This is a genomic window from Methylobacterium sp. P3_A11, from assembly GCF_056403155.1.
The window spans coordinates 23,485-43,272 of the sequence record NZ_JBFUGA010000019.1; the positions used below are offsets into that span (position 1 = coordinate 23,485).

16 protein-coding genes and 1 pseudogene are annotated in these 19,788 nt (G+C 72.0%); 9 read left to right on the top strand and 8 right to left on the bottom strand.

What is annotated here, in order from left to right; all coding sequences use genetic code 11:
* Positions 1-40: 40 nt before the first annotated feature.
* On the top strand, positions 41-1,225 hold the full coding sequence (locus AC1DXK_RS08780) for a zinc-binding metallopeptidase family protein (RefSeq protein ID WP_457106663.1): 1,185 nt from the start codon (positions 41-43) through the stop codon (positions 1,223-1,225).
* A 137-nt stretch (positions 1,226-1,362) separates the two neighbouring features.
* On the opposite strand, the gene mntR is transcribed toward AC1DXK_RS08780, so the two are convergent.
* The gene (mntR, locus tag AC1DXK_RS08785) at positions 1,363-1,824 is read right to left on the bottom strand and encodes a manganese-binding transcriptional regulator MntR (protein ID WP_457106664.1); all 462 of its coding nucleotides are present in this window, start codon (positions 1,822-1,824) and stop codon (positions 1,363-1,365) included.
* 155 nt (positions 1,825-1,979) lie between these two features.
* Between mntR and AC1DXK_RS08790 the strand changes: the two genes are divergently transcribed.
* Positions 1,980-3,308 carry an Nramp family divalent metal transporter gene (locus AC1DXK_RS08790; protein WP_457106665.1) on the top strand — a complete coding sequence of 443 codons (1,329 nt, stop codon included), beginning with the start codon at positions 1,980-1,982 and terminating at the stop codon, positions 3,306-3,308.
* Between the two features lie 48 nt (positions 3,309-3,356).
* Here the strand turns inward: AC1DXK_RS08790 and AC1DXK_RS08795 are convergent, their stop codons facing one another.
* Together AC1DXK_RS08795 and AC1DXK_RS08800 are read right to left on the bottom strand one after the other, a co-directional pair.
* Positions 3,357-3,800 carry a DMT family transporter gene (locus AC1DXK_RS08795; protein ID WP_457106666.1) on the bottom strand — a complete coding sequence of 148 codons (444 nt, stop codon included), beginning with the start codon at positions 3,798-3,800 and terminating at the stop codon, positions 3,357-3,359.
* A gap of 138 nt (positions 3,801-3,938) precedes the next feature.
* Complete coding sequence (locus tag AC1DXK_RS08800; protein WP_457106692.1) at positions 3,939-5,627, bottom strand: thiamine pyrophosphate-binding protein; 1,689 nt, start codon at positions 5,625-5,627, stop codon at positions 3,939-3,941.
* Between the two features lie 272 nt (positions 5,628-5,899).
* On the opposite strand from AC1DXK_RS08800, the gene AC1DXK_RS08805 reads away from it, so the two are divergent.
* Both AC1DXK_RS08805 and AC1DXK_RS08810 read left to right on the top strand, forming a co-directional pair.
* Entirely contained in the window at positions 5,900-6,310 is a 411-nt protein-coding gene (locus AC1DXK_RS08805) for a DUF1236 domain-containing protein (protein WP_477297469.1), read from the top strand.
* A 115-nt stretch (positions 6,311-6,425) separates the two neighbouring features.
* The gene (locus AC1DXK_RS08810; RefSeq protein WP_457106668.1) at positions 6,426-6,713 is read left to right on the top strand and encodes a hypothetical protein; all 288 of its coding nucleotides are present in this window, start codon (positions 6,426-6,428) and stop codon (positions 6,711-6,713) included.
* 31 nt (positions 6,714-6,744) lie between these two features.
* Here AC1DXK_RS08810 and AC1DXK_RS08815 read toward each other — a convergent pair whose 3' ends face one another.
* Together AC1DXK_RS08815 and AC1DXK_RS08820 are read right to left on the bottom strand one after the other, a co-directional pair.
* Positions 6,745-7,923 (bottom strand): FAD-dependent oxidoreductase, encoded by a 1,179-nt coding sequence (locus tag AC1DXK_RS08815; RefSeq protein WP_457106669.1) that lies wholly within the window; start codon positions 7,921-7,923, stop codon positions 6,745-6,747.
* 279 nt (positions 7,924-8,202) lie between these two features.
* Positions 8,203-9,087: a LysR family transcriptional regulator gene (locus AC1DXK_RS08820; RefSeq protein WP_457106693.1), complete on the bottom strand. Its 885-nt coding sequence runs from the start codon at positions 9,085-9,087 to the stop codon at positions 8,203-8,205.
* A gap of 566 nt (positions 9,088-9,653) precedes the next feature.
* Here AC1DXK_RS08820 and AC1DXK_RS08825 point away from each other — a divergent pair.
* The 3 genes and pseudogenes from AC1DXK_RS08825 to AC1DXK_RS08835 form a co-directional block, all read left to right on the top strand.
* Positions 9,654-10,754, top strand: a pseudogene (locus AC1DXK_RS08825) (HD-GYP domain-containing protein); the annotation flags it as partial.
* Positions 10,755-11,066: 312 nt separating this feature from the next.
* The gene (locus AC1DXK_RS08830) at positions 11,067-12,092 is read left to right on the top strand and encodes a histone deacetylase family protein (protein ID WP_457106670.1); all 1,026 of its coding nucleotides are present in this window, start codon (positions 11,067-11,069) and stop codon (positions 12,090-12,092) included.
* Positions 12,093-12,251: 159 nt separating this feature from the next.
* Entirely contained in the window at positions 12,252-13,601 is a 1,350-nt protein-coding gene (locus AC1DXK_RS08835) for an MFS transporter (protein WP_477297472.1), read from the top strand.
* A 150-nt stretch (positions 13,602-13,751) separates the two neighbouring features.
* Here AC1DXK_RS08835 and AC1DXK_RS08840 read toward each other — a convergent pair whose 3' ends face one another.
* Together AC1DXK_RS08840 and AC1DXK_RS08845 are read right to left on the bottom strand one after the other, a co-directional pair.
* Positions 13,752-14,462 carry a DUF1013 domain-containing protein gene (locus AC1DXK_RS08840; RefSeq protein ID WP_457106672.1) on the bottom strand — a complete coding sequence of 237 codons (711 nt, stop codon included), beginning with the start codon at positions 14,460-14,462 and terminating at the stop codon, positions 13,752-13,754.
* Positions 14,463-14,908: 446 nt separating this feature from the next.
* Positions 14,909-15,619, bottom strand: coding sequence for a TetR/AcrR family transcriptional regulator (locus AC1DXK_RS08845; protein ID WP_457106673.1), 711 nt, complete (start codon positions 15,617-15,619; stop codon positions 14,909-14,911).
* Positions 15,620-15,696: 77 nt separating this feature from the next.
* Here AC1DXK_RS08845 and AC1DXK_RS08850 point away from each other — a divergent pair, with 77 nt between their 5' ends.
* Both AC1DXK_RS08850 and AC1DXK_RS08855 read left to right on the top strand, forming a co-directional pair.
* A complete protein-coding gene (locus AC1DXK_RS08850; RefSeq protein WP_457106674.1) occupies positions 15,697-16,884 on the top strand; it encodes an HlyD family secretion protein in 1,188 nt (395 codons plus the stop codon).
* Positions 16,885-16,898: 14 nt separating this feature from the next.
* Positions 16,899-18,470, top strand: coding sequence for a DHA2 family efflux MFS transporter permease subunit (locus AC1DXK_RS08855; protein ID WP_457106675.1), 1,572 nt, complete (start codon positions 16,899-16,901; stop codon positions 18,468-18,470).
* 12 nt (positions 18,471-18,482) lie between these two features.
* On the opposite strand, the gene AC1DXK_RS08860 is transcribed toward AC1DXK_RS08855, so the two are convergent.
* A complete protein-coding gene (locus tag AC1DXK_RS08860; protein ID WP_457106676.1) occupies positions 18,483-19,523 on the bottom strand; it encodes an ABC transporter substrate-binding protein in 1,041 nt (346 codons plus the stop codon).
* Positions 19,524-19,788: the final 265 nt, after the last annotated feature.

Genomic DNA, 19,788 nt, shown 5'->3' on the forward strand with positions numbered 1-19,788 from the left:
TGATCGCCAGATGGGTCGGCCGCCGGCCCGGGACCGCACGATGAAGATCTTCCAGTGCCAAGCCTGCGACCAGCCGGTCACCTTCGAGGCGACCGGCTGCGAGAGCTGCGCGCGGCAGCTGGGCTATACCTGCGCGGTCCACGAGGTCTCGGCCCTGGAGCCGCAGGGTCTCTCGGCCCATCCGCGGATGGGCGGGGCGCAGGTCTTCCACGCCTACGCGGATCCCGGCCAGCGCTACCGCCTGTGCAACAACGCCCTCTCGGAAGCCTGCAACTGGCTGGTGCCGGAGGACAGCCCGGACATCTACTGCACCGCCTGCCGCCACAACCGCGTGGTGCCGGACCTGTCGCAGCCCTGGAACCTCGCCCGCTGGCGGCAGATCGAGGCGGCCAAGCACCGGCTGTTCTACTCGCTGCTGCGCCTGGAGCTGCCGCTGGCCACCCGCGCCCAGTACACGGACGGGCTGGCCTTCGATTTCCTGGTCGATCCCTCCGAGAGCTTTTCCGGGGGCGTGCCGGTGCTCACGGGCCACATCAACGGCCTGATCACCATGAACATCGCCGAGGCCGACGACGTCGAGCGGGAGCGCCGCCGGATCCTGTTCGGCGAGCATTACCGCACCCTGCTCGGCCATTTCCGGCACGAGATCGGGCATTACTTCTGGTACCTGCTGGTGATGAACAGCCCCACCATGGACTCGTTCCGGGCGCTGTTCGGCGACGAGCGCCTGAACTACGTCCAGGCCCTGCAGGCCCATTACGCGCGGGGTGCGCCCGCCGACTGGGGCGAGGCCTACGTCTCGGCCTACGCCACGGCCCATCCGTGGGAGGACTTCGCCGAGACCTTCGCGCATTACCTGCACATCGTCGACACGGTGGAGACCGCCTCGACCTTCGAGCTGCACGTGCGCCCGCGCCTGCGCCACGGGCAGGCCGCGCCGACCGTGATCGACTTCGACCCCTACAACACCCTGGATCTCGACCGGCTGATCGCGGCGTGGCTGCCGCTGACCTACGCGATCAATTCGCTCTCCCACAGCATGGGCCAGCCGGCGCTCTACCCGTTCAAGCTGACCCCGACGGTGATCGCCAAGCTCGCCTTCGTGCACGAGCGGATCTACGCCTCCCGCACCGGCCTCCTGCCGGATGCCGGCGAGGCGGGCGCCGAGATGCTCCGGGCGGTGATCATGGGCCTGCGCCAGAAGGTGCCGGCGCCGACGGTGTGAGGGCAGGACGGGCGACGCCGACAGCCCGCCTCTGCGAGCCGAGCGACGCAATACCCGTTGCGCGGCGCTGATCGCGGTGGCCGCGCTGGGTCGCTTCGCTGCGCGCGCGATGACGGGAGGTCGGTCGGACGGGCGCCTCACGCCCCCCCGTGCCGCTCCGCGAAGGCGCGGAACGCCGCCAGGGTCTCGGCGCTGACATGGTGCTCGATCCCCTCGGCGTCGCGCCGGGCCGTCTCGGGGCTCACCCCCAGCGCGCACAGGAAGCGCTCGACGATCCGGTGGCGCTCCCGCGCCTGGGCGGCGAGCTGGCGCCCCGCCTCGGTCAGGAACACGCCGCGATACGGCCGCTGCTGGACGAAGCCGTCCTCGCACAGGCGCTTGAGCATCTTGGCGACGGTCGGCTGCGCCACGCCGAGGCGGGCCGCGATATCCACCTGCCGCGCCTCGCCGCCGTCGCCGATCAGGTCGTCGATCAGCTCGACGTAATCCTCGACCAGCTCGGAGCGCCGCGCCTCGCGGGCCTGGCGGAAGCTCTCCACGTGGCGCTCGGGATCGACCAGCACGGTCTCGGGCGAGCCCTGCTCGGACGGTTCCTGCATCGGCTCTCCCCCTCGGCACGCACACGCCGCCCCGCCCCTCTCTAGCAAAGTCCACCCCTGGGAGGGGAGTCCCGTACGGTCCGCGCCACCCCCTTGAATCCGGCGGGCGATGCCCTGAATATAGCTCGGGCTATATCTTTGAGGAGACGCTGAGCATGGTGGCGCCGAACGCCGCGACGGTCCCGGGGAGCGCCGCGCCCGGGGCGATGAGCCGGCGGACGGAGGACGCCATCCGCGACGTCCTCGACGGGCGGAGGGGCGGACGAGGCCGGTTCCTGCTGTTTGCAGGCCCCGCCGTGACGGCGTCGATCGCCTACATGGACCCGGGCAACTTCGCCACCAACATCCAGGCCGGCGCCCGCTACGGCTACGGGCTGCTCTGGGTGGTGCTGCTCGCCAACCTGACGGCGATGCTGTTCCAGGCGCTGTCGGCCAAGCTCGGGATTGTGACCGGCAAGAACCTCGCCGAGCATTGCCGGGACGCGACGACGCGCCCGGTGCGCCTCGGCCTCTGGGGCATCAGCGAGGTCGCCGCGATGGCCACCGACCTCGCGGAATTCCTCGGCGGCGCCATCGGCCTGTCGCTGCTCACCGGCATGCCGCTCATGGCCGGCATGGCGGTCACCGCCATTGTGACCTACGCGATCCTGCTCCTGGAGCACGAGGGCTTCCGGCCCCTGGAGATCGCCATCGGCGCGATGGTGGGCACGATCGGCCTCTGTTACGCAGTCGAGCTGCTGATCGCCCCGGTGGCCTGGGGCGAGGCCGCCAAGGGCCTCGTCACACCGCGAATCCCGGACGCGGAGGCGCTGACCATCGCGGTGGGGATCATCGGCGCCACCGTCATGCCGCACGCGCTGTTCCTGCATTCCGGCCTGACCCAGGGGCGGGGCAGTCCCCGGACCGAGGCCGACCGGCGCCTGCTGGTGCGCTACTCGAACCGCGAGGTGGTGGTGGCGCTGCTGCTGGCGGGCCTCGTCAACATCGCGATGGTGATCATGGCGGCGGCGGCCTTCCATGCCGGCCACAGCGGGGTCGCCGAGATCGGCGAGGCCTACCGCACCCTGACGCCGCTCCTCGGCCCGGCGGCCGGGGCGGCCTTCCTGGTGTCGCTGCTCGCCTCCGGGATCTCGTCCTCGGTGGTTGGGACCCTCGCCGGGCAGCTGGTGATGCAGGGCTTCACCGGCTGGCGCATCCCGCTCCTCGTCCGGCGGCTCGTGACCATGCTGCCGGCCTTCGTGGTGGTGGCGATCGGAGTCGACCCGACCCGGGCGCTGGTCCTGTCGCAGGTGGTGCTGTCCCTCGCCCTGCCGGTGCCCATGGTGGCTCTGGTGGTGTTCACCCGGCGCCGGAGCGTGATGGGACCCTTCGCCAACGGGCCGCTCACCCAGGCGGCCGCCGTGGCGGGGGCCGCCCTGGTGCTCGCGCTCAACGCGGTGCTGCTGGCGGCGGCCTTCGGGGTGCCGGTGCCGGGGCTGGCGTGAGCCCGCGAGGCCGGTCGGCGTGACCGGCCCGCGGGAGCGGCTTCGATCCTAGAAGAGCGCGACGAGGGCGACACCGGCGATCATCAGCACCCCGCCGAGGATGCGCCAGAGACTGGCGGGGTGGCGCTCGAAGCCGACCCAGCCGAAATTGTCCAGCACGATCGATGTGGCGACCCCGGCCGTGACGAGGAGGCCCAGGAACGGGGCGGCCCCGATCTGGCGGGCCACGACGAACTGCGCCAGGATGATGCCTCCACCCAGGACCCCGCCGAACCAGGCCCACCAGGGCATGGCGAGGGCTTGCGCGGCCGTCGGCCAAGCGAGCTTCCCGGAGAGGAGCCCGACCGCGAGGATGCAGGTCGCCGTCCCGGCGGCGACCACGAGGCCGGCGGACAGCGATTCGGCCAGCCCCTTCGACAGCGTCCCGTTCTGTCCGGCCTGGACGGCGTTGGCCACGCCGGCCAGCAGCGCGAAACCGTAGAGGTACCACATGGCTGAGATCCCGCCCGGTCAAACCGATCCCTAGGGGAGCCCGGACCGGACGTTCGTGTTCCTCGGCGGCCGCTGTGTCCGAACGCCGCGACGGCCCTCAGGGCCGCGCCCCTCGGCGGCCGGCGGAGGGGCGTTCCCTCACGTCGCCCGCACCACCACCTCGACCAGGTTGGCCCCGCCCGAACGGATCCCGGCCTCGATCGCCGGGGCGATGTCGGCCGCGGCCGTCACCCGCCGCGCCGGGACCCCCATCGAGGCGGCGAGCGCCAAAAAATCGATCCGCGGGTCGGTGAGGTCCATGGCGATGAAGCGGTTGGCGCGCACCGAGGCGTAGTGCGCCTGGCCCCTCATGAAGGTCTTGAGGATGTTGTACTCGGCGTTGTTGATCACCACGAAGGTGACCGGCAGCTTTTCATGCGCAGCGGTCCAGAGCGCCTGCGGCGAGTAGAGGGCGGCCCCGTCGCCCACGACGCAGACCACGGGCGCCCGGTCGAGTCCCAAGGAAAAGCCCACCGCGGCCGGCATGCCCCAGCCCAGCACGCCGCCGCGCATCGCCGCGTATTGATGTGCCGAGGGGCTGTCGAGGAAGGTGCGCAGGTGGGTGAGCGTCGCGGGCGCCTCGTCCACGATGGTGGTCTCGGCCCCGACCGCGCGGGCCACCTCCCGGGCGGCGACCAGGGGCGCGATCACCGGATCCGCGAAGGCCGCGTCCGCCGCGGCGGCGAGCTTCGCCCGCCGCTCGGCCCGGGCGGTCACGGCTGCGCCGCGCAGCCGCGCGAAGGCCTCGGCCCGGTCGGCGAGGCGGGGGCCGAGCAGCGGCAGCAGGGCGTCCAGCGAGGCGCGGATGTCGCCCACCGTCGACAGGCTGGTGGCGTAGGTGCGCCCGAGGTCGCGCACGTCCGCCGAGAGCTGGAAGACCTGCACCCCCGGCGGCACCGCCGAGACCTCCGAGTAGAGCACGGTGATCAGCGACTTGCCGCCGAGCGCGAACACCGCGTCGTAGCGCCCGAGAATGTCGGCGATGGCGTCGGCCCGGGTCGGCAGGTTGCCGGCCCAGAGGGGATGCGCGGTCGGGAAGGGGATGTGGGCCGGCCAGGACGAGCCGTAGACCGGCGCCGCCAGCAGGTCGGCGAGCGCCACCATCTGGGCCGAGGCGTCCGAGGCGTCGATCTCGTCGCCGGCGATCAGGGCGAGGCGGCCCGGCGCGATGGCGGCGAGCGCCTCCGCCAGCCGGTCCAGGGAGCCCGCCACCGCCCGCTGGTCGATGGTGGAGGTCTCGCCCGCGGGGACCGCGCTCATCGCCTCCATCACGTCCATGGGCAGGGACAGGAAGACCGGGCCGGAGGGGGCGGCCCCTGCATCGTGGAAGGCCCGGCGGAGCAGGATCGGGATCTGATCCGGGCTCGTCACCTCGCGCGCCCACTTCATCACCGGGTCGGCGATGGCCACGAGGTCGCCCATCAGCAGCGGGTCGGTCAGCGCGTGGCGGAGATCCTGCTGCCCGGCGGTGACCACCAGCGGCGTGCCCGAGACCTGGGAATTCACCAGCCCGCCCATGGCGTGGCCGAGGCCGCCCGCCGTGTGCAGGTTGAGGAAGGCGGGCCGCCGCGCCCCTTGCGCGTAGCCGTCCGCCATGGCCACGGCGGTGGCCTCCTGCAGGGCGAGCACGTAGGCGATGTCCGGCGCCTCGGTCAGGGCGTCGATGAGCGGCAGTTCGGTGGTGCCGGGATTGCCGAAGATGTAGCGCACCCCCTCCGAGCGCAGCACCTCCACCAGGAGATCGGCGCCCCTCCGGCGGCCGGCGGCCTCCACGGTCTCGATCGGCATCATCCCAGTCCCCTCCGGCGGAATCAGCGGGAGGCTAAACCATGGGCGGGCCGGGGCAATGCCGCACCGCCGCCCGCAGCCCGAGGGGCCGACCCGCGCCGGCACGCCGCGGGCGACGGGCGCGACACCGGAGCCGGCCCCCGCGGCCGCCGTGCCGGCTCCGGACGGCAACCCATCGGCAGCCTTTCCCGTCGTATCATCCTGCGGCCGGGATGCTCCCGCGCCCTCAGGCACAGGCCTGAAGGTCCATGCCACCAACCGGGACGATACCCATGCGGATCGCGGCTCCTCTTGCGCTCCTGGCCACGCTGGGCCTTGCCGCCATCGCCCAGGCGCAAGGGTTGGAGCGCGGGGCTCAGGAGGGCGCCTCGCGCGGCGCGGAGATGGCGGGACCCCTGGGTGCGATCGTCGGCGGCGCGATCGGTGCGGCCGTGGGCACGGCCAACGGCATCCTCGGCGTCGACCGGCGGGAGCGGTTCCGCATCTACGCCCTCGGCGAGCGCCGCCCGTCCTTCGCCCTCGCGGGTCCCGTGCAGGTCGGAACCGTGCTACCCGAGGAGGGTGTCGTGTATTACGATGTCCCGCGCGAGTTCGCCTTGCCGGAGTACAGCTACACGATCGTCAACGGCCATCCGGTCCTCGTCGAACCGCGATCGCGCCGCATCGTGGAGGTGATCGACTGACGGTCCCCTGCCGGTGGGTGCTCGACCGAGGGCGTCGGCGCGATGGCGCGGGCGATCCGCTGCGGAGAACAGAGGTGGTTGAGACCGCGATCCTGTCGGCACCCCCGGTGACGGAATGAGCGCGCGCAACGCCGCAGAGGCCGATCGGCGGCACTGGTTCTACGACAACCGGCTCCTGGTCTGCGCGTTCTGCTTGATCGCGGTCATGGTCATCTTCTGGCAGGTGAGCCGATTCGAAGGCTTCCAGCCGATCTTCACCTGCGCCCGGGATCAGGACGTCGATCGCGGCCTGCTCTCCCTCGGGATGCGGGCTTGCATGGGCGACGCGACCTCGCAGGCCGCCCAGGCCCGCTGCATGCACGTCGTCTACGTGCTGGCCTGCACGGAGGAGCGCTGGCGCTGACGGCGCCGCGTCAGGGCGCACACCCGGCGCCCTACGGCCCCAGGGCGAGGCCGAGCACCAGGGACGCGGCCGCCCGGGGTCCGTCCTCGGCGAGGCGGATCGCCGTGTGGGCGATGCGGTTGCGCAGGCGCCGGGCTTGCCAGAGGACGCCGGTCTCCACCGCGAGGCCGCGGGCGTAGTGGCTGGCGCGCAGGCTGCGGGCGTCGCTGGCCCGCTTGACCGGGTCGGCATAGAAGGCCGCGATCTTGTCCCGGCCCATGCCGGGCGTGGCGAGCCAGGCCGGCACGTGGACGCGGGCGAGCCGGTCCGCGTCGACGAGGAGCTTGCCGAGTCCGGTGCCGGGGATCGGGCAGGCGGTCTGGAAGGCGTCCCCGATCACCGCCAGCCCGTCACGCTCCACCCCTTCGACCCGGACGAGGTCGATCGGCCGGACCGCCAGGGGGCCGGCGACCGCGAGTTCGGGGCAGGCGGCGGGCAGGCGGGGCATCATCGCCCGCAGCGTGGCCTCCGGATCCCGGCGCAGCGCCGCGACCCAGGCCTCGCCGGGATCGCGGTAGCAGAACAGGTTGGCCCGCATGACCGCCCCGAGGGGAAACAGGGTCAGGTAGGCGTCGCGGCCCCCGAACCGCTCGGAGAAGTAGGTGAGGGCGCCGAACGGGAAGCGGTCGCGCGGCGCCGCCATGTCGAACCCCACCGCCAGCGAGTGGCCGGGACTGAGGACGCGCCGGCGGAGGCCGGTCTTGGCGTGCAGCCCCTGCCCGAGCCCCGTGGCGAGGACGACGAGACGCGCCGTGAGCCGGCTCCCGTCGCCGAGGGTGATCACCTGGCGCGCCGGCCCGAAGGCGAGATCGGCGACCCGGCCCGGCCGCAGCAGTGCCGCGGGCAGGGCGTCCCGGACCGCACGGACCAGCACGGGGTAGGGGGCACCCCATTCGCGGGTCGCCTGCCGGTGGGTGAGCCGGCCGTAGCGGACCACGGCGACCTCCTCGGTGGCGGTGGTGCAGGCCGCGAGCGCGGGACCGAAGCCGAGCCCCTCGAACAGCGCCATCTGGGCGGCCCCGAACTTTTCCGCCCGGAAGTCCCGCCGCGCTCCGTCGCGGCCGGCCTGCGCGTCGATCAGCGTCACCCGGATTCCGGTGCGGGCGAGGGCGCCGGCGAGGCAGCTTCCGGCCAGTCCGGCCCCGATCACCGCGACGTCGACGTCGTCCACGCGTGCCACCACCTCCGGTTCCGGCCCGCTCCTGCGCGTCCTGCGGCGGAGGACCGTGGGGCACCGCGGCCGGGAGTCCGGTGCTCGACGCGGCAGATCTATCACGCAAGGACCGCGGCGGGGAACAGACAGGCCCGGTCGCAAGACAGTCACGCCCGGTCGCAAGCGGCGGCCCAATGCAGACCCCGGCCGCGGAAGGGCACGCTGCGGGGTGGCGAACATTGACGCGTTGCGCAGGCGCCGCGCGGTGCGTTCGTCCGACCGGGCGCCCGAAGGCCCTCAGCCGCGCAGCTGCGCCACGAAGGCCCGGATGAACGGCGGCAGCCCGTCGAGGTCGCGCAGGCACAGGGTCAGGTCGCGCCGCGCCCACGGGTCGGCGAGGGGTACCACCGCGAGGGCGAGCCCCTGCGCGGCGCGGGCGGCGGCGCTCTCGGGAAGGACCGCCAGCCCGACCCGAGCCTCCACGAGCCGGCAGACGGCGTCGAAGTCCCGCAGCTGCACCCGCAGGCGCATCGGCCGCCCCTCCCGCACCGCCTGGGCGACGAGGAACCGGCTGATGGCGCTGCGCCGATCGAGGCCGACGAGGTCGTGGCCCAGCACCTCCGCGAAGGGAATCGCGGCGCGCGCCGCCAGGGGATGGTCCCGGGCCGCCACCAGCACGAAGCGATCCTCCCGGAACGGGAAGGCCTGGAGCGAGCCGGTATCCACCGTGCCGGACAGGATGCCGAGATCAGCCGCTCCCTCGGCCACCAGCCCGACGATCTCCTCGGAGGTGCGCTCATCGATCTCGACCCCGATCCCGGGATGGGCCGCCAGGAAGGCCGAGAGCGCGTCCGGCAGGAACTCGGTCAGGGCATTGGTGTTGGCCAGCACCCGGATCTGGCCGAAGGCCCCGCCCGAGAAGGCCGACATCTCCTCGCGCAGGCGCTCGACCCCGGCCAGGACCTCCCGGGCATGGACGAGGAGCGCGCGCCCGGCCGGGGTCGGGCTGACGCCCAGCCGACCCCGGGTCAAGAGGGCGGCGCCCAGGGACTCCTCCATGAGCCGGATCCGTGTCGAGGCGGCCGCCAGGGCGAGGTTCGCCCGCGCCGCCCCGTGGGTGATCGAGCCGGCCTCGACCACGTGCCGGAACAGGCCGAGATCGGTGAGATCGAACCGCATCATCGCCCCGGCGCCTCCCGACACGCCGCCGGCACCGACGCCGGCGGCGGTGCGGGGCAGGGCGCCCGCCGTCCGTCCGTCGGCCGCGTCGCGCCGTCGCCCGACCGTAGTCTCGGGCGGCCCAGGAGTCTCGGGCGGCCGAGATGTCAGCGTCTCGTCGCGCCGGCGCCGAAGCCGGGCCGGCGCGACCCCGAAACCGCGGCGATCCGTTCGGTCGCCGCGATCCGGCTCGGAATCCGGCAAACTAATCGCGGCAGACGCCATCCTTATTGGAAATCCTGATCATCGCGAATGACCGATTTGACGTTCTAGATATCCATACAAAACTAGCAAATATCCATGAATAATCAAGATCTGTAGATCCAAGATTCGGCGGGAAGTTATATGCATTGTTTACTAACTTTTAACTGGCAGCCATTCATTATGGAGACAGAATTACTGAAGTCATGAACATGGCGACCGCCTCTATCCCTTTGCCGGCCGGCGCGCCGAACCGCGCGCCGGCACGTCTCCGGGGCGGCCCGCCTGACCGTGCCGCCCGTGCCCGCGATGCGATCCGAGAGCCCATGATGGACGCGCTCCTCGTTGACGACAGCCCGACCATGCGCCTGCGGCTGCGCCGGCTGCTGGAGGCCAAGCCGGACGTGAGCGTGACCGATCACGGCGAGACGGCCGCGGCGCTCGTGGAGGCGCAGATGCGCGCCTTCGACCTCGTTCTGGTCGATTGCCACAGGCCAGCCAGGGACGGGATCGCCTTCATCCGGTGCCTCCGCTCCATCCCGCACTACGCCCAGGTGCCCATCGTGATGGTCACCAGCGACATCTCGGACGCGGTGCGGCTCGCCGCCTTGGAGGCGGGAGCCACCGACCTCCTCGACAAGGCCATGCGGAGCGTCGAGCTGACGGTGCGGCTGCGCAACGTGATCCGGCTCGCCAAGGCGGTGCGCCGGCTGGCCGAGCAGGCGGCGTGGCTCGACGGCGCGGCGGAGGCCGCCCTGCGCCAGATGCGCGAGCGCGAGGAGGAGATCATCTTCCGCCTGGCGCTCGCCGTCGAGTACCGCGACAACGATACCGGCGATCACACATGGCGGGTGGCGCGCTACAGCCAGATCGTGGCCGAGGGGCTCGGGCTGGGGCCGGAGGCCTGTCGCAACCTCTATCTCGCGGCGCCGCTGCACGATGTCGGCAAGGTCGGCATCCCGGACGGCATCCTGCTCAAGCCCGGGCGGCTCGACACGGAGGAGTTCGACCGGGTCAAGACGCATCCGATGATCGGCCGGCGCATCCTGGGCGGCAGTGCCTCCGAGCTGATCCGCCTCGCCGCTGAGATCGCCGAGTTCCATCACGAGAAATGGGACGGCGGCGGCTACCCGCATGGGCTCGCCGGCGCCGCGATTCCCCTGTCGGCCCGGATCGTCGCGGTGGCGGACGTGTTCGACGCCCTGACCACGGCGCGGCCCTACAAGGACGCGATGTCCTTCGCGGAGGCGCTGGCGTGCATCCGCGCCGACAGCGGCCGCCATTTCGACCCGGCCTGCGTCGCGGCCTTCTGCGCGCGCTTCCCCGACATCCGCGTCGCCGGCGGCCAGAACCGGGCCGCGGTCCGGCCGAACGCCGGACCGGTCACGGAGCCCTGGGCGCGGGTCCCGACCCTGCTGCGCGAGGTCGCCGCCCCGTCGGCGGCCCCTGCGGGATGGCGCGTCAGCAGTCCCGAAGCGCTCCTGACGCCGTCGGCGAACCCGGACCCGACTGCGCCGTTGACCCCGGACGCGCACGGATCACGGACGGAGCCGCACCATGACCTCGACCTGGAAGACGCTGCCGGAGATCGCCCTGACCCGCCGGATCTCCCTGGACGCGGCCCGGCGCCTGGTAGACGGGGCGAACTGCCCCAAGGTGTTCCGCGCGGACGGCACCGTCTACCTCATCTGAGGGCGTGCCGGGCGGATGACGCGTCCCCCGGGAGGCCCTAACCTTCCGGCATGCGCATCTTCCACACGCCCGATTCAGGCCGGCACGATCCCGAACGCTACATGCGGCGCGGCGCGCCGATCCCGCATCCCGAGCAGGCGGCCCGCTACGCGATCCTGCGCGACGCGGCCCTCGGGGGCGGCCACGACCTCGCCGAACCGGCCGATCACGGCCTCGACCCGATCCGGGCGGTGCACGATCCCGATTACGTGGCGTTCCTGGCCGAGGCCTGGGCGCGCCGGGGCGAGATCCCCGACCTCGGCGACGAGATCCTGACCGGGTCCTTCGCCCGGCCGCAGATGCACCGGAAGCCCGCAGGCCTCCTCGGCCGCGTCGGCCTCTACACCGCCGACACCTCGACGCCGATCCGCGCCGGCACCTGGGCGGCGGTCTACGGCGCGGCGCAATGTGCGGTCGTGGCCGCCGACGCGGCGCTGGCGGCGGGGCACGCCTACGCCCTGTGCCGGCCGCCCGGCCACCACGCCTACGCGGACTCCGCCGGCGGCTTCTGCTTCCTCAACAACAGCGCGATCGCGGCCGAACGGATGCGCGCCGCCACCGGCGGCCCGGTGGCGATCCTCGACATCGACGTCCATCACGGCAACGGCACGCAGGGGATCTTCTACGCCCGCGCCGACGTGCTGACCGTCTCAGTCCACGCCGACCCGTCCGACTACTTCCCGTTCTTCGCCGGCTATGCCGACGAGACCGGGACCGGGGCGGGCACGGGCTTCAACCGCAACCTGCCGCTGCCGCCGGGCTCGGGCGACGCCCCCTGGCTCGCCGCCGTGGAGGCGGGGCTCGCGGCGATCGCCGCCCGAAAGCCCCGCGCCCTCGTGGTGGCCCTGGGCCTCGATGCCGCCGCGGACGATCCGATCGGCGCCCTCGCGGTGACCCGGGCGGGCTTTGCCGGGGCGGCGGAGCGGATCGCCCGGGCCGGGCTGCCCACGGCCCTGGTCCAGGAGGGCGGCTACCTCTGCGCGGCCCTGCCGGAGAACCTCGCGACATTCCTGGCCGCCTTCGACGCCGCGCGCTGAGGTCCGCTGCGCCGCGACCGGCGGGGTGCGCGGGCGGGGTGAGACGTGATCGCCGCCCCGCGCACGACACCCGGCCGGATGCAGTCGACCTGATACCACGACGGGCCTATCAGAGCGGGGCGGGCGCCGCAGACGCGTTCCGGACGGGAGGAACGGACGATGGGCGCGGGTGACGTCGGGCTGGGCGAGGCGGCCAGCGCGCCGTGGTACGCGGGTCTCACCCCGCGGCACTGGCGGATCCTCTGGGGCAGCTATCTCGGCTGGATCTTCGACGGCTACGAGGCGGTGGCGCTCGTCTACGCGCTGCGGCCGGCACTGAATACCATCCTCACCCCTGAGCAGGCCCAGACGCCGGCCTTCTACGTGGGGGCGGCCATCGGCATCACGCTGCTCGGCTGGGGGCTCGGCGGGCTGCTCGGCGGGATTGCGGCCGACTATATCGGCCGCAAGCGCATGATGATGCTCTCGATCCTCGGCTACGCGGTCTTCACGGGGCTGACCGCCTTCGCCGGGAGCTTCACGCAGCTCGCGCTCCTGCGCTTCATCACCGGGCTCGCCATCGGCTCGGAATGGTCCACCGGTATCGCCCTGGTGGCCGAGACCTGGCCGAACCGGGCGCGGCCGAAGGGCTGCGGCTTCCTGCAATCGGGCTTCGGCGGCGGCGCGGTGCTCGCCGCCATCGTCTGGGCGGTGCTGGCCGCCACCAACCCCCTGGGCGACCAGTCCTGGCGGATCATGTTCGCGCTGGGCGCCCTGCCGGCCTTCGTCTGCCTCTACCTGCGGCGGGCGCTGGAAGAATCCGAGCAGTGGCTGCAGGCGCTCAAGGCGCAGCGTTGGGCCGCGACCGCGGAGGATGCCGGCCACGCCCCGCGGGCCGCGCAGCGCCCCTTCACCCTGGCGGAGATCTTCCGGGAGCCGGAGAGCCGGCGGCGGGTGCTGCTGGCCACCGCCATGTCGTTCGCCACCACGGTGGGCTGGTGGGCGGTCTCGTCCTGGCTGCCGGCCTATACGGAGGGGCTGGCCAAGGCCGCGGGCGAGCCGGCCAATGTCTGGGGCCCGCGCATGGGCATCATCTACAATGTCGGGGCGATCACCGCCTACCTGATCTCGGGCTTCGTGGCGGACGCGATCGGCCGCCGCGCCTTCTTGCTCGTCACCTATGTCGGCTGCATCGCCACCTCGCTGGCCTGCTATCTCTGGACCGGCGGGCTCRTACCGTTCATGGGGCTCGCCTTCCTGAACGGGTTCTTCACCCTGGGCTTCGCCTTCTCGTGGATGGCGATCTACCTCGTCGAGCTGTTCACCCCGGCGGTCCGGGCGACGGCGGCGAGCTTCGTGTTCAACGGCGCGCGGCTGATCGCCTGGGTCTTCCCGATCATCGCCGGGCAGATCGTGACCGCCTTCGGGGGCGTCGCCGCGGCGGCGCTGACCCTGTCGGGCGTCTACGTGATCGGCCTCGTCGTGCCGTGGTTCATGCCGGAGACGACGGGCAAGCCCCTGCCGGAATAGGTCGATCGGGGTTCCGCCCGCCGGCGGGCGCTCTCAGGGCCGGCCAGACGCGAAGCGGCCCCCGACTCCGATGGAGTGGGGGGCCAAGCCCGCGCGGAGCGTGTCCCGTGGCCCCCGCCCGGCCGGAGCCGGGTGGGGCCGGCCGGAGTCCTAGTCCTCGTCGTCCTCGTCCTGGTGCCGGCCCTTGAGCTTGGCGAAGACCGAATCGGCGTCGATCCGCTCCTCGCGGCCGCCGTGATCGTCCGCGTGCTCCCGCTCGTCGGCGTCGCGGGCCGTCGAGACCTCCGTCGGCAGCAGCGAGGCGCCGGATTCGGCCGCCACCGCGGCCGGGCGGTCGGCCGCAGCGCGCTGGACCTCGAAATCGAGGTTGATCTGGGTGGTGAGCCCCAGGGTCACCGGGTCCATCGGCTGGAGCGAGCCCGAGTTCCAGTGGGTGCGCTCGCGGATCTGCTGGATCGTCGACTTGGTGGTGCCCACGAGCCGGATGATCTGCGAATCCTTCAGCTCCGGGTGGTTGCGCAGCAGCCACAGGATGGCGTTCGGCCGGTCCTGGCGGCGGGACAGCGGGGTGTAGCGCGGGCCCTTGGTGGTGCGCTTCACTTCCGGCAGCTTCACCTTCGAGACGGCGGGCTTAAGCTTGTAGTGCGGCGCCTTCTGGGCCTTCTCGATCTCGTCGCGGGTGAGCTGGCCGGTGGAGACCGGGTCGAGTCCCTTGATGCCGGCCGCGACCTCGCCGTCGGCGATGCCCTTCACCTCCAGCGGGTGCAGCTTGCAGAAATCGGCGATCTGCTCGAAGGCGAGCGAAGTGTTCTCGACCAGCCAGACGGCGGTCGCCTTGGGCATCAGCGGACCCTGGGACATGTCTTCTCGTGCTCCGGCCTGGCGGGACGGGGGCCGGGCATCGGGCCGCGGGCTCCGGATGGTGGATCCGGATGTCCCGTCTCACGCTGTCGAATGGGGATGGGGCACTATAGGCCGGGGCCGGAAGGGGCGCAATCGCGGCTTCGGGGCGCCGACGCGGTTTCTCCAGCGCCCGGAGATACGGCTAAGCTGATGTCGTGAGCATGACCGACTCACCCGCGAAGGCCGCACGCGGCCGGGAGTGTGGAGAGATGGTCTTGTCTCTTGCAGTCTCACGAAACGGAAATGGCGCGTGGAAGGTAAGCTCCGACTTGCCATCCACCCGGTGTTCTTGAGTTGGCTAAACTCTAACGGGTCATTGCCTGGGATCGGCGGTGGCAACCCGTCGATCCCACTCCCGAATAGTGCGCGGCCCGGGTGCACCCACAACAATCCGGGTCGGCCCGTCAGCGCGGGCGGACCCCGTCGAGGAACAGCCGCACCGCCGCCTGCCGCCGCCGCTCCTGCGCCTCCGGGTCGGTGGCAATGCCGTAGAGGGTCGCCTGGGACGACCGGCCGAGGACGAGGCTGAGGAACAGGTCGGCCGCGATCTCGGGATCCGTCACCGCGATCCGCCCGCGCCGCGCGAAGGCGTCGAGCATCTGCGCCACGGCGCGCACGCCCCGCAGCCAGCCCTCCTCGTGGGCGAGGCGGGCGAGTTCGGGAAACTGCAGCGCCTGGGCCACGAGGTTGCGCTTGAGCATTGCCGCCCCGGGCGACTGCCCGTGGGCCAGCAGGGTGCGGCTCAGGTCGTGAAGGGCGGCCTCGACGTCGTCGGTCCCGGCATCGGTCCCGGCCTGGGTTCCGGCCTGGGTCCCGGCCTCGGCGGCCTGGGCCTCGGCGGCGGCGGCGAGGGGTGCCAGCCACGCGGCGATTCGCTCGCGCAGGACCGCCTCGAACAGGGCGCGCTTGTCGCGGTAGCGGGCGTAGACCGTCGGCTTGCTCATCCCGGCGGCCTCGGCCACCGCGTCGATGGAGGTCGCGTCGAAGCCGCGCTCCAGGAACAGGGTGGTCGCCACGGCGATCAGGTGCGCCTCGCGCCGGACCGCCTCCGCGCGGGTGGGCCGGCCGCCCCGCCGCGGCCCCGCCTCCGCCCCCTCGATCTCCGTGACCGTCACCCGCAATTCTCCTTGCCCGAAGCCGTCTCGCGCATTATTAAAACGATACCGTACCGTTTTGATCCTGGCCAGACCCGATGGACGCACGTCGCAGCGACAGCTTCAAGAGTGCCGGCCCAGTCGCGGGTGCCTCAGTCACCGCGCCGGTACGGCGCCGGGGCCGCGCGCGGATCGTACTGTCCCTCGCCGGACTGCTCGCCCTCGGCGGGGCCGGAACCTATGGCTGGCACTGGTGGACCGTCGGCCGCTTCCTCGAGGTGACCGACGACGCCTATCTCCAGTCCGACAAGGTGACGGTGGCACCGCGCATCGCCGGCACCGTCGTGGAGGTGGGGGTCGGCGACAACCAGCCGGTGAAGGCCGGCGACGTGATCGCCCGCCTCGACGACCGGTCCTACCGGGTCCAGCTCAAGCAGGCCGAGGCCGAGGTCGAGAAGGACAGGGCGCAGATCCTGGGCGTCGCATCCGCGATCATCCAGCAGCGGGCGCAGGTCGCCTCGTCGCGGGCCGACCTCGCCAATGCCGAGGCCGCGCTGACCTTCGCGCAGCAGGAATACACCCGCTACCAGAACCTGCTGCAGACCGGCTCCGGCACGGTGCAGCGCCAGCAGCAGGCGGATGCCGACCTCCGCCAGCGCCACGCCGCCCGCGACAAGGCCGCCGCGTCGCTCGACGCCGCGCAGAAGCAGATCGACAGCCTGAAGGCGCTCGAGGCCAGCACCCGGGCGAGCCTGGAGGGTGCGCAGGCCAAGGTCGAGGGGGTGAGGCTCGACCTCAGCTACGCCACCATCGTGGCACCGATCGACGGCGTGGCCGGCGACCGGGCGCTGCGGATCGGCCAGGTCGTCTCCCCCGGCACGGGGCTCCTGACCCTCGTGCCCATGGGCCGCGACATCTACCTCGTGGCGAACTTCAAGGAGACCCAGACCGGGCACATGGTCGAGGGCCAGCGCGTCACCGTCACGGTCGATGCCTTCGGCGACCATGCCTTCGAGGGCCGGATCGAGAGCTTCTCCCCGGGCACCGGCTCGCAATTCGCCCTGCTGCCGCCGGAGAACGCCACCGGCAACTTCACCAAGGTGGTGCAGCGCGTGCCCGTGCGCGTCGCCCTCGATCCCACCGACCCCCTCGTCGGCCGCCTGCGCCCCGGCCTGTCCGTGGAGGCGACGGTCCACACCGCCGACCCGACGGAGCCGGCGGATCCGGCCCGGGGCCGGCCGAAGCCCGCCCCGGCGGCCCTCGTCAGCGAGGCCCTGCCCCGATGAGCCCGGTGCCGGCCATGACCAGGCCCTTGGCCGTGCCCGAGGCGAAGGCGAGCGCCCGGGACTGGCTCGCCGTGTTCGGCGCGATCCTCGGCGCCTTCACGGCGATCCTCGACATCCAGATCACCAACGCGTCGCTCGCCGACATCCAGGGGGCGCTCGGCGCCTCCACCGAGGAGGGAAGCTGGATCTCCACCGCCTACCTGATGGCCGAGATCATCGTGATCCCGCTCACCGGCTGGCTGTCCTCGGTGATCGGCCTGCGCCGCTACCTCGCGGTGAACACGATGCTGTTCACCGCCTTCTCGCTGGCCTGTGCGCTCTCGACCACCTTGAGCCAGATGATCCTGTTCCGGGCCGGTCAGGGCTTCACCGGCGGCGTGCTGATCCCCACCGCCATCGTGATCGTGCGCACGCGGCTGCCGAAGAGCCAACAGGCGGTAGGCATCGCCCTGTTCGGCCTGACCGCGACCTTCGCGCCGGCGATCGGGCCCACGGTCGGCGGCTGGCTCACCGACAACCTGTCCTGGCACTACATCTTCTACTTGAACCTGATCTTCGGGCCGATCGCGGCCGCGATTCAGCTCGGCGCCTTCGAGAAGGCCCCCGCGCGCTGGGCCGAGCTGCTCGAGGGCGACTGGATCGGCATCGGCCTGATGGCGACCGGCCTGCCGGCCCTGACCTTCGTGCTGGAGGAGGGGCAGCGCAAGGACTGGTTCGGTTCGCCCGTGATCGTCGAGGCGAGCTGGCTGGCGGCGGCCGGCATCACCGGCTTCATCGTGCGCGAGCTGACGGCCGCCAAGCCCTTCATCAACCTGCGGGTTCTGGCCAACCGCTCGGTCGGGGGCGCCTGCGTGCTGATGACCGTGCTGGGCGCCGTGTCGTTCGGATCGATCTACATCATCCCGGTCTACTGCGCGCAGATCCAGGGCTACAACGCCGAGCAGATCGGCACCGTGGTGATGTGGTCGGGCCTGCCGCAGCTGGTCCTGTTCCCGCTGATGCCCCTGCTCATGCGCGTCGTCGATGCCCGGCTGCTCGTGGTCACCGGGACCCTATTCTTCATCGCGAGCTGCTGGATCAATGTCGGCCTGACCCACGACGTCGGCGCCGACCAGCTGATCCTGCCGCAGCTCATGCGGGCGATCGGCCAGCCGCTGTTCACGATCCCGCTCTCGCAGCTCTCCACGGCCGGCCTCGCGCCCCGCGACACCGCCGACGCCTCGGCGCTGTCGAACATGATGCGCAACCTCGGCGGCTCGATCGGCATCGCCATGCTCTCGACCATGATCGACCGGCGGGAGCACTTCCACTTCTCGATGCTGGCCGAGGCGATCACCGTCAACGCGACCCGGACCCAGGACCGGCTCGCGACCATGGCCGCCGGGATGCATGCCCGCATCGCCGACCCGCTGGCCGCCAAGGGCGTCGCGCTCGGCCAGCTCGCCGCCCAGGTCCGCCGCGAGGCCTACGTCATGGCCTACGCGGACGGGTTCTGGCTGGTTGGCGTGAGCCTCGTGGCGAGCCTCGCCGTGGTGGCGATCCTCAGGAAGCCCCCGCGCGCCACCGGGCCCGTGGAGGCGCACTGAGCGGCCGGGGGCCTACTTTCCCGGCAGGTTGTGGACGATCGGGAAGAACGTGTCCTTCCAGTCCTTGGGCTCGGCCTTGATGGTCTTCATCGCGTAGAAGTGCCGGGCCTGGAGCATGATGCCGTAGGGGGTGGTGGAGAAGTTGGTCCCCGGCTCCTTCATGATCGCGACCAGCGTCTCGGGCGGGGTCTTCTCGTTGGTGGCTGCCACGTAGTCCTTGGCGGCCTGGAGCGGGTCCCTGGCGATCTCGGCATTGGCCTCGTCGATGGCGGCGACGATGGCGGCGGCAAGCTTCGGGTTGCGGTTGAACCAGCCGGTCCGGGCGTAGAAGATCGCGTTGCTCACCGGCTCGCCGACCAGCTCGTAGGAGTTGAGCACCTTGTGGATCGCCGGATCCTGCAGCTCGCGCTGCTGGAACGGCGGCAGCGAGAAGTGGCTGTTGACGTCGTTGTGCGGGCTCGCCAGCGCCGCCACGGCGTCGGGATGGCCGAGCTGGACGGTGAGCGGGTCGAGCTTGGTGGCGCTCTCCGGCCCGAAGGCCTTCTTGGCGGCGATCTGGAGCAGCACCGCCTGGGACGAGACCTTCACGGAGGGGAGGGCGATCTTGTCCTTGGACGAGAAGTCCTTGAGCTCCTTCACGTCCGGGTTGCGGGTGAGCAGCATCATCGGCGTGGTGCCGACGCCGCACAGGCCCTTCACGTCGCCCCGCGTCCGGTCGTTGAGCAAGAGCATGTTGGTGGAGCCGCTGTCGACGATGTCGATGTTGCCCGAGAGCAGCGCGTCGTTGCCGGCGGCGCCGCTCGTCAGGTTGACCCACTCCACGCTGACGTCCCCGAGCCCCGCGGCCTTGGCGTGCTTCTCGATCAGCTTGTGCTGCTCGGCGAGGACGGCCGGCAGGTAGACGAAGCCCGGCTGCCGGCTGATCCGCACCCTGGCATCGTCGGCCCGGGCAGGGATGGCGAGCGCCAGCCCGGCCAGCAGCAGGGCCGGCCCCGCCCCCAGGAACCGGCGGCAGCCCAACAGCAACGCGGCCGTCCGCGACGTACGCACCATGACGCTTCTCCCTGTGGTCCGGCGGTTTCGTGCCCGCGTCGGACTTGTCGTTGGCGGCGAGTGGACAGAATCGGGCCGGCGCGCGCAAGGCCCTGCCGTCACGGTCGACTGACGCAGCGGCCTCAAAGTTCGGCGACCGGGCTCGGAGCCAAGATCAACGCGATCAAGATGCACACGATCACGGCCGCCGCGCCGGTCGGCATCGTCGGCCGGACATCACCGGTCGAGCCGGACCGGATGGCCGACGCCCCTGCCGAAGCACACC

Excerpts from the sequence above, each read along its gene's own strand:
- AC1DXK_RS08780 (WP_457106663.1), top strand. The coding sequence starts at position 41 with ATGAAGATCTTCCAGTGCCAAGCCTGCGACCAGCCGGTCACCTTCGAG.
- AC1DXK_RS08800 (WP_457106692.1), bottom strand. The coding sequence starts at position 5,627 with ATGCCGATCGAGACCGTGGAGGCCGCCGGCCGCCGGAGGGGCGCCGAT.
- AC1DXK_RS08810 (WP_457106668.1), top strand. The coding sequence starts at position 6,426 with ATGAGCGCGCGCAACGCCGCAGAGGCCGATCGGCGGCACTGGTTCTAC.
- AC1DXK_RS08790 (WP_457106665.1), top strand. The coding sequence starts at position 1,980 with ATGGTGGCGCCGAACGCCGCGACGGTCCCGGGGAGCGCCGCGCCCGGG.
- AC1DXK_RS08795 (WP_457106666.1), bottom strand. The coding sequence starts at position 3,800 with ATGTGGTACCTCTACGGTTTCGCGCTGCTGGCCGGCGTGGCCAACGCC.
- AC1DXK_RS08830 (WP_457106670.1), top strand. The coding sequence starts at position 11,067 with ATGCGCATCTTCCACACGCCCGATTCAGGCCGGCACGATCCCGAACGC.
- AC1DXK_RS08840 (WP_457106672.1), bottom strand. The coding sequence starts at position 14,462 with ATGTCCCAGGGTCCGCTGATGCCCAAGGCGACCGCCGTCTGGCTGGTC.
- AC1DXK_RS08820 (WP_457106693.1), bottom strand. The coding sequence starts at position 9,087 with ATGATGCGGTTCGATCTCACCGATCTCGGCCTGTTCCGGCACGTGGTC.
- mntR (WP_457106664.1), bottom strand. The coding sequence starts at position 1,824 with ATGCAGGAACCGTCCGAGCAGGGCTCGCCCGAGACCGTGCTGGTCGAT.
- AC1DXK_RS08860 (WP_457106676.1), bottom strand. The coding sequence starts at position 19,523 with ATGGTGCGTACGTCGCGGACGGCCGCGTTGCTGTTGGGCTGCCGCCGG.
- AC1DXK_RS08850 (WP_457106674.1), top strand. The coding sequence starts at position 15,697 with ATGGACGCACGTCGCAGCGACAGCTTCAAGAGTGCCGGCCCAGTCGCG.
- AC1DXK_RS08855 (WP_457106675.1), top strand. The coding sequence starts at position 16,899 with ATGACCAGGCCCTTGGCCGTGCCCGAGGCGAAGGCGAGCGCCCGGGAC.
- AC1DXK_RS08805 (WP_477297469.1), top strand. The coding sequence starts at position 5,900 with ATGCGGATCGCGGCTCCTCTTGCGCTCCTGGCCACGCTGGGCCTTGCC.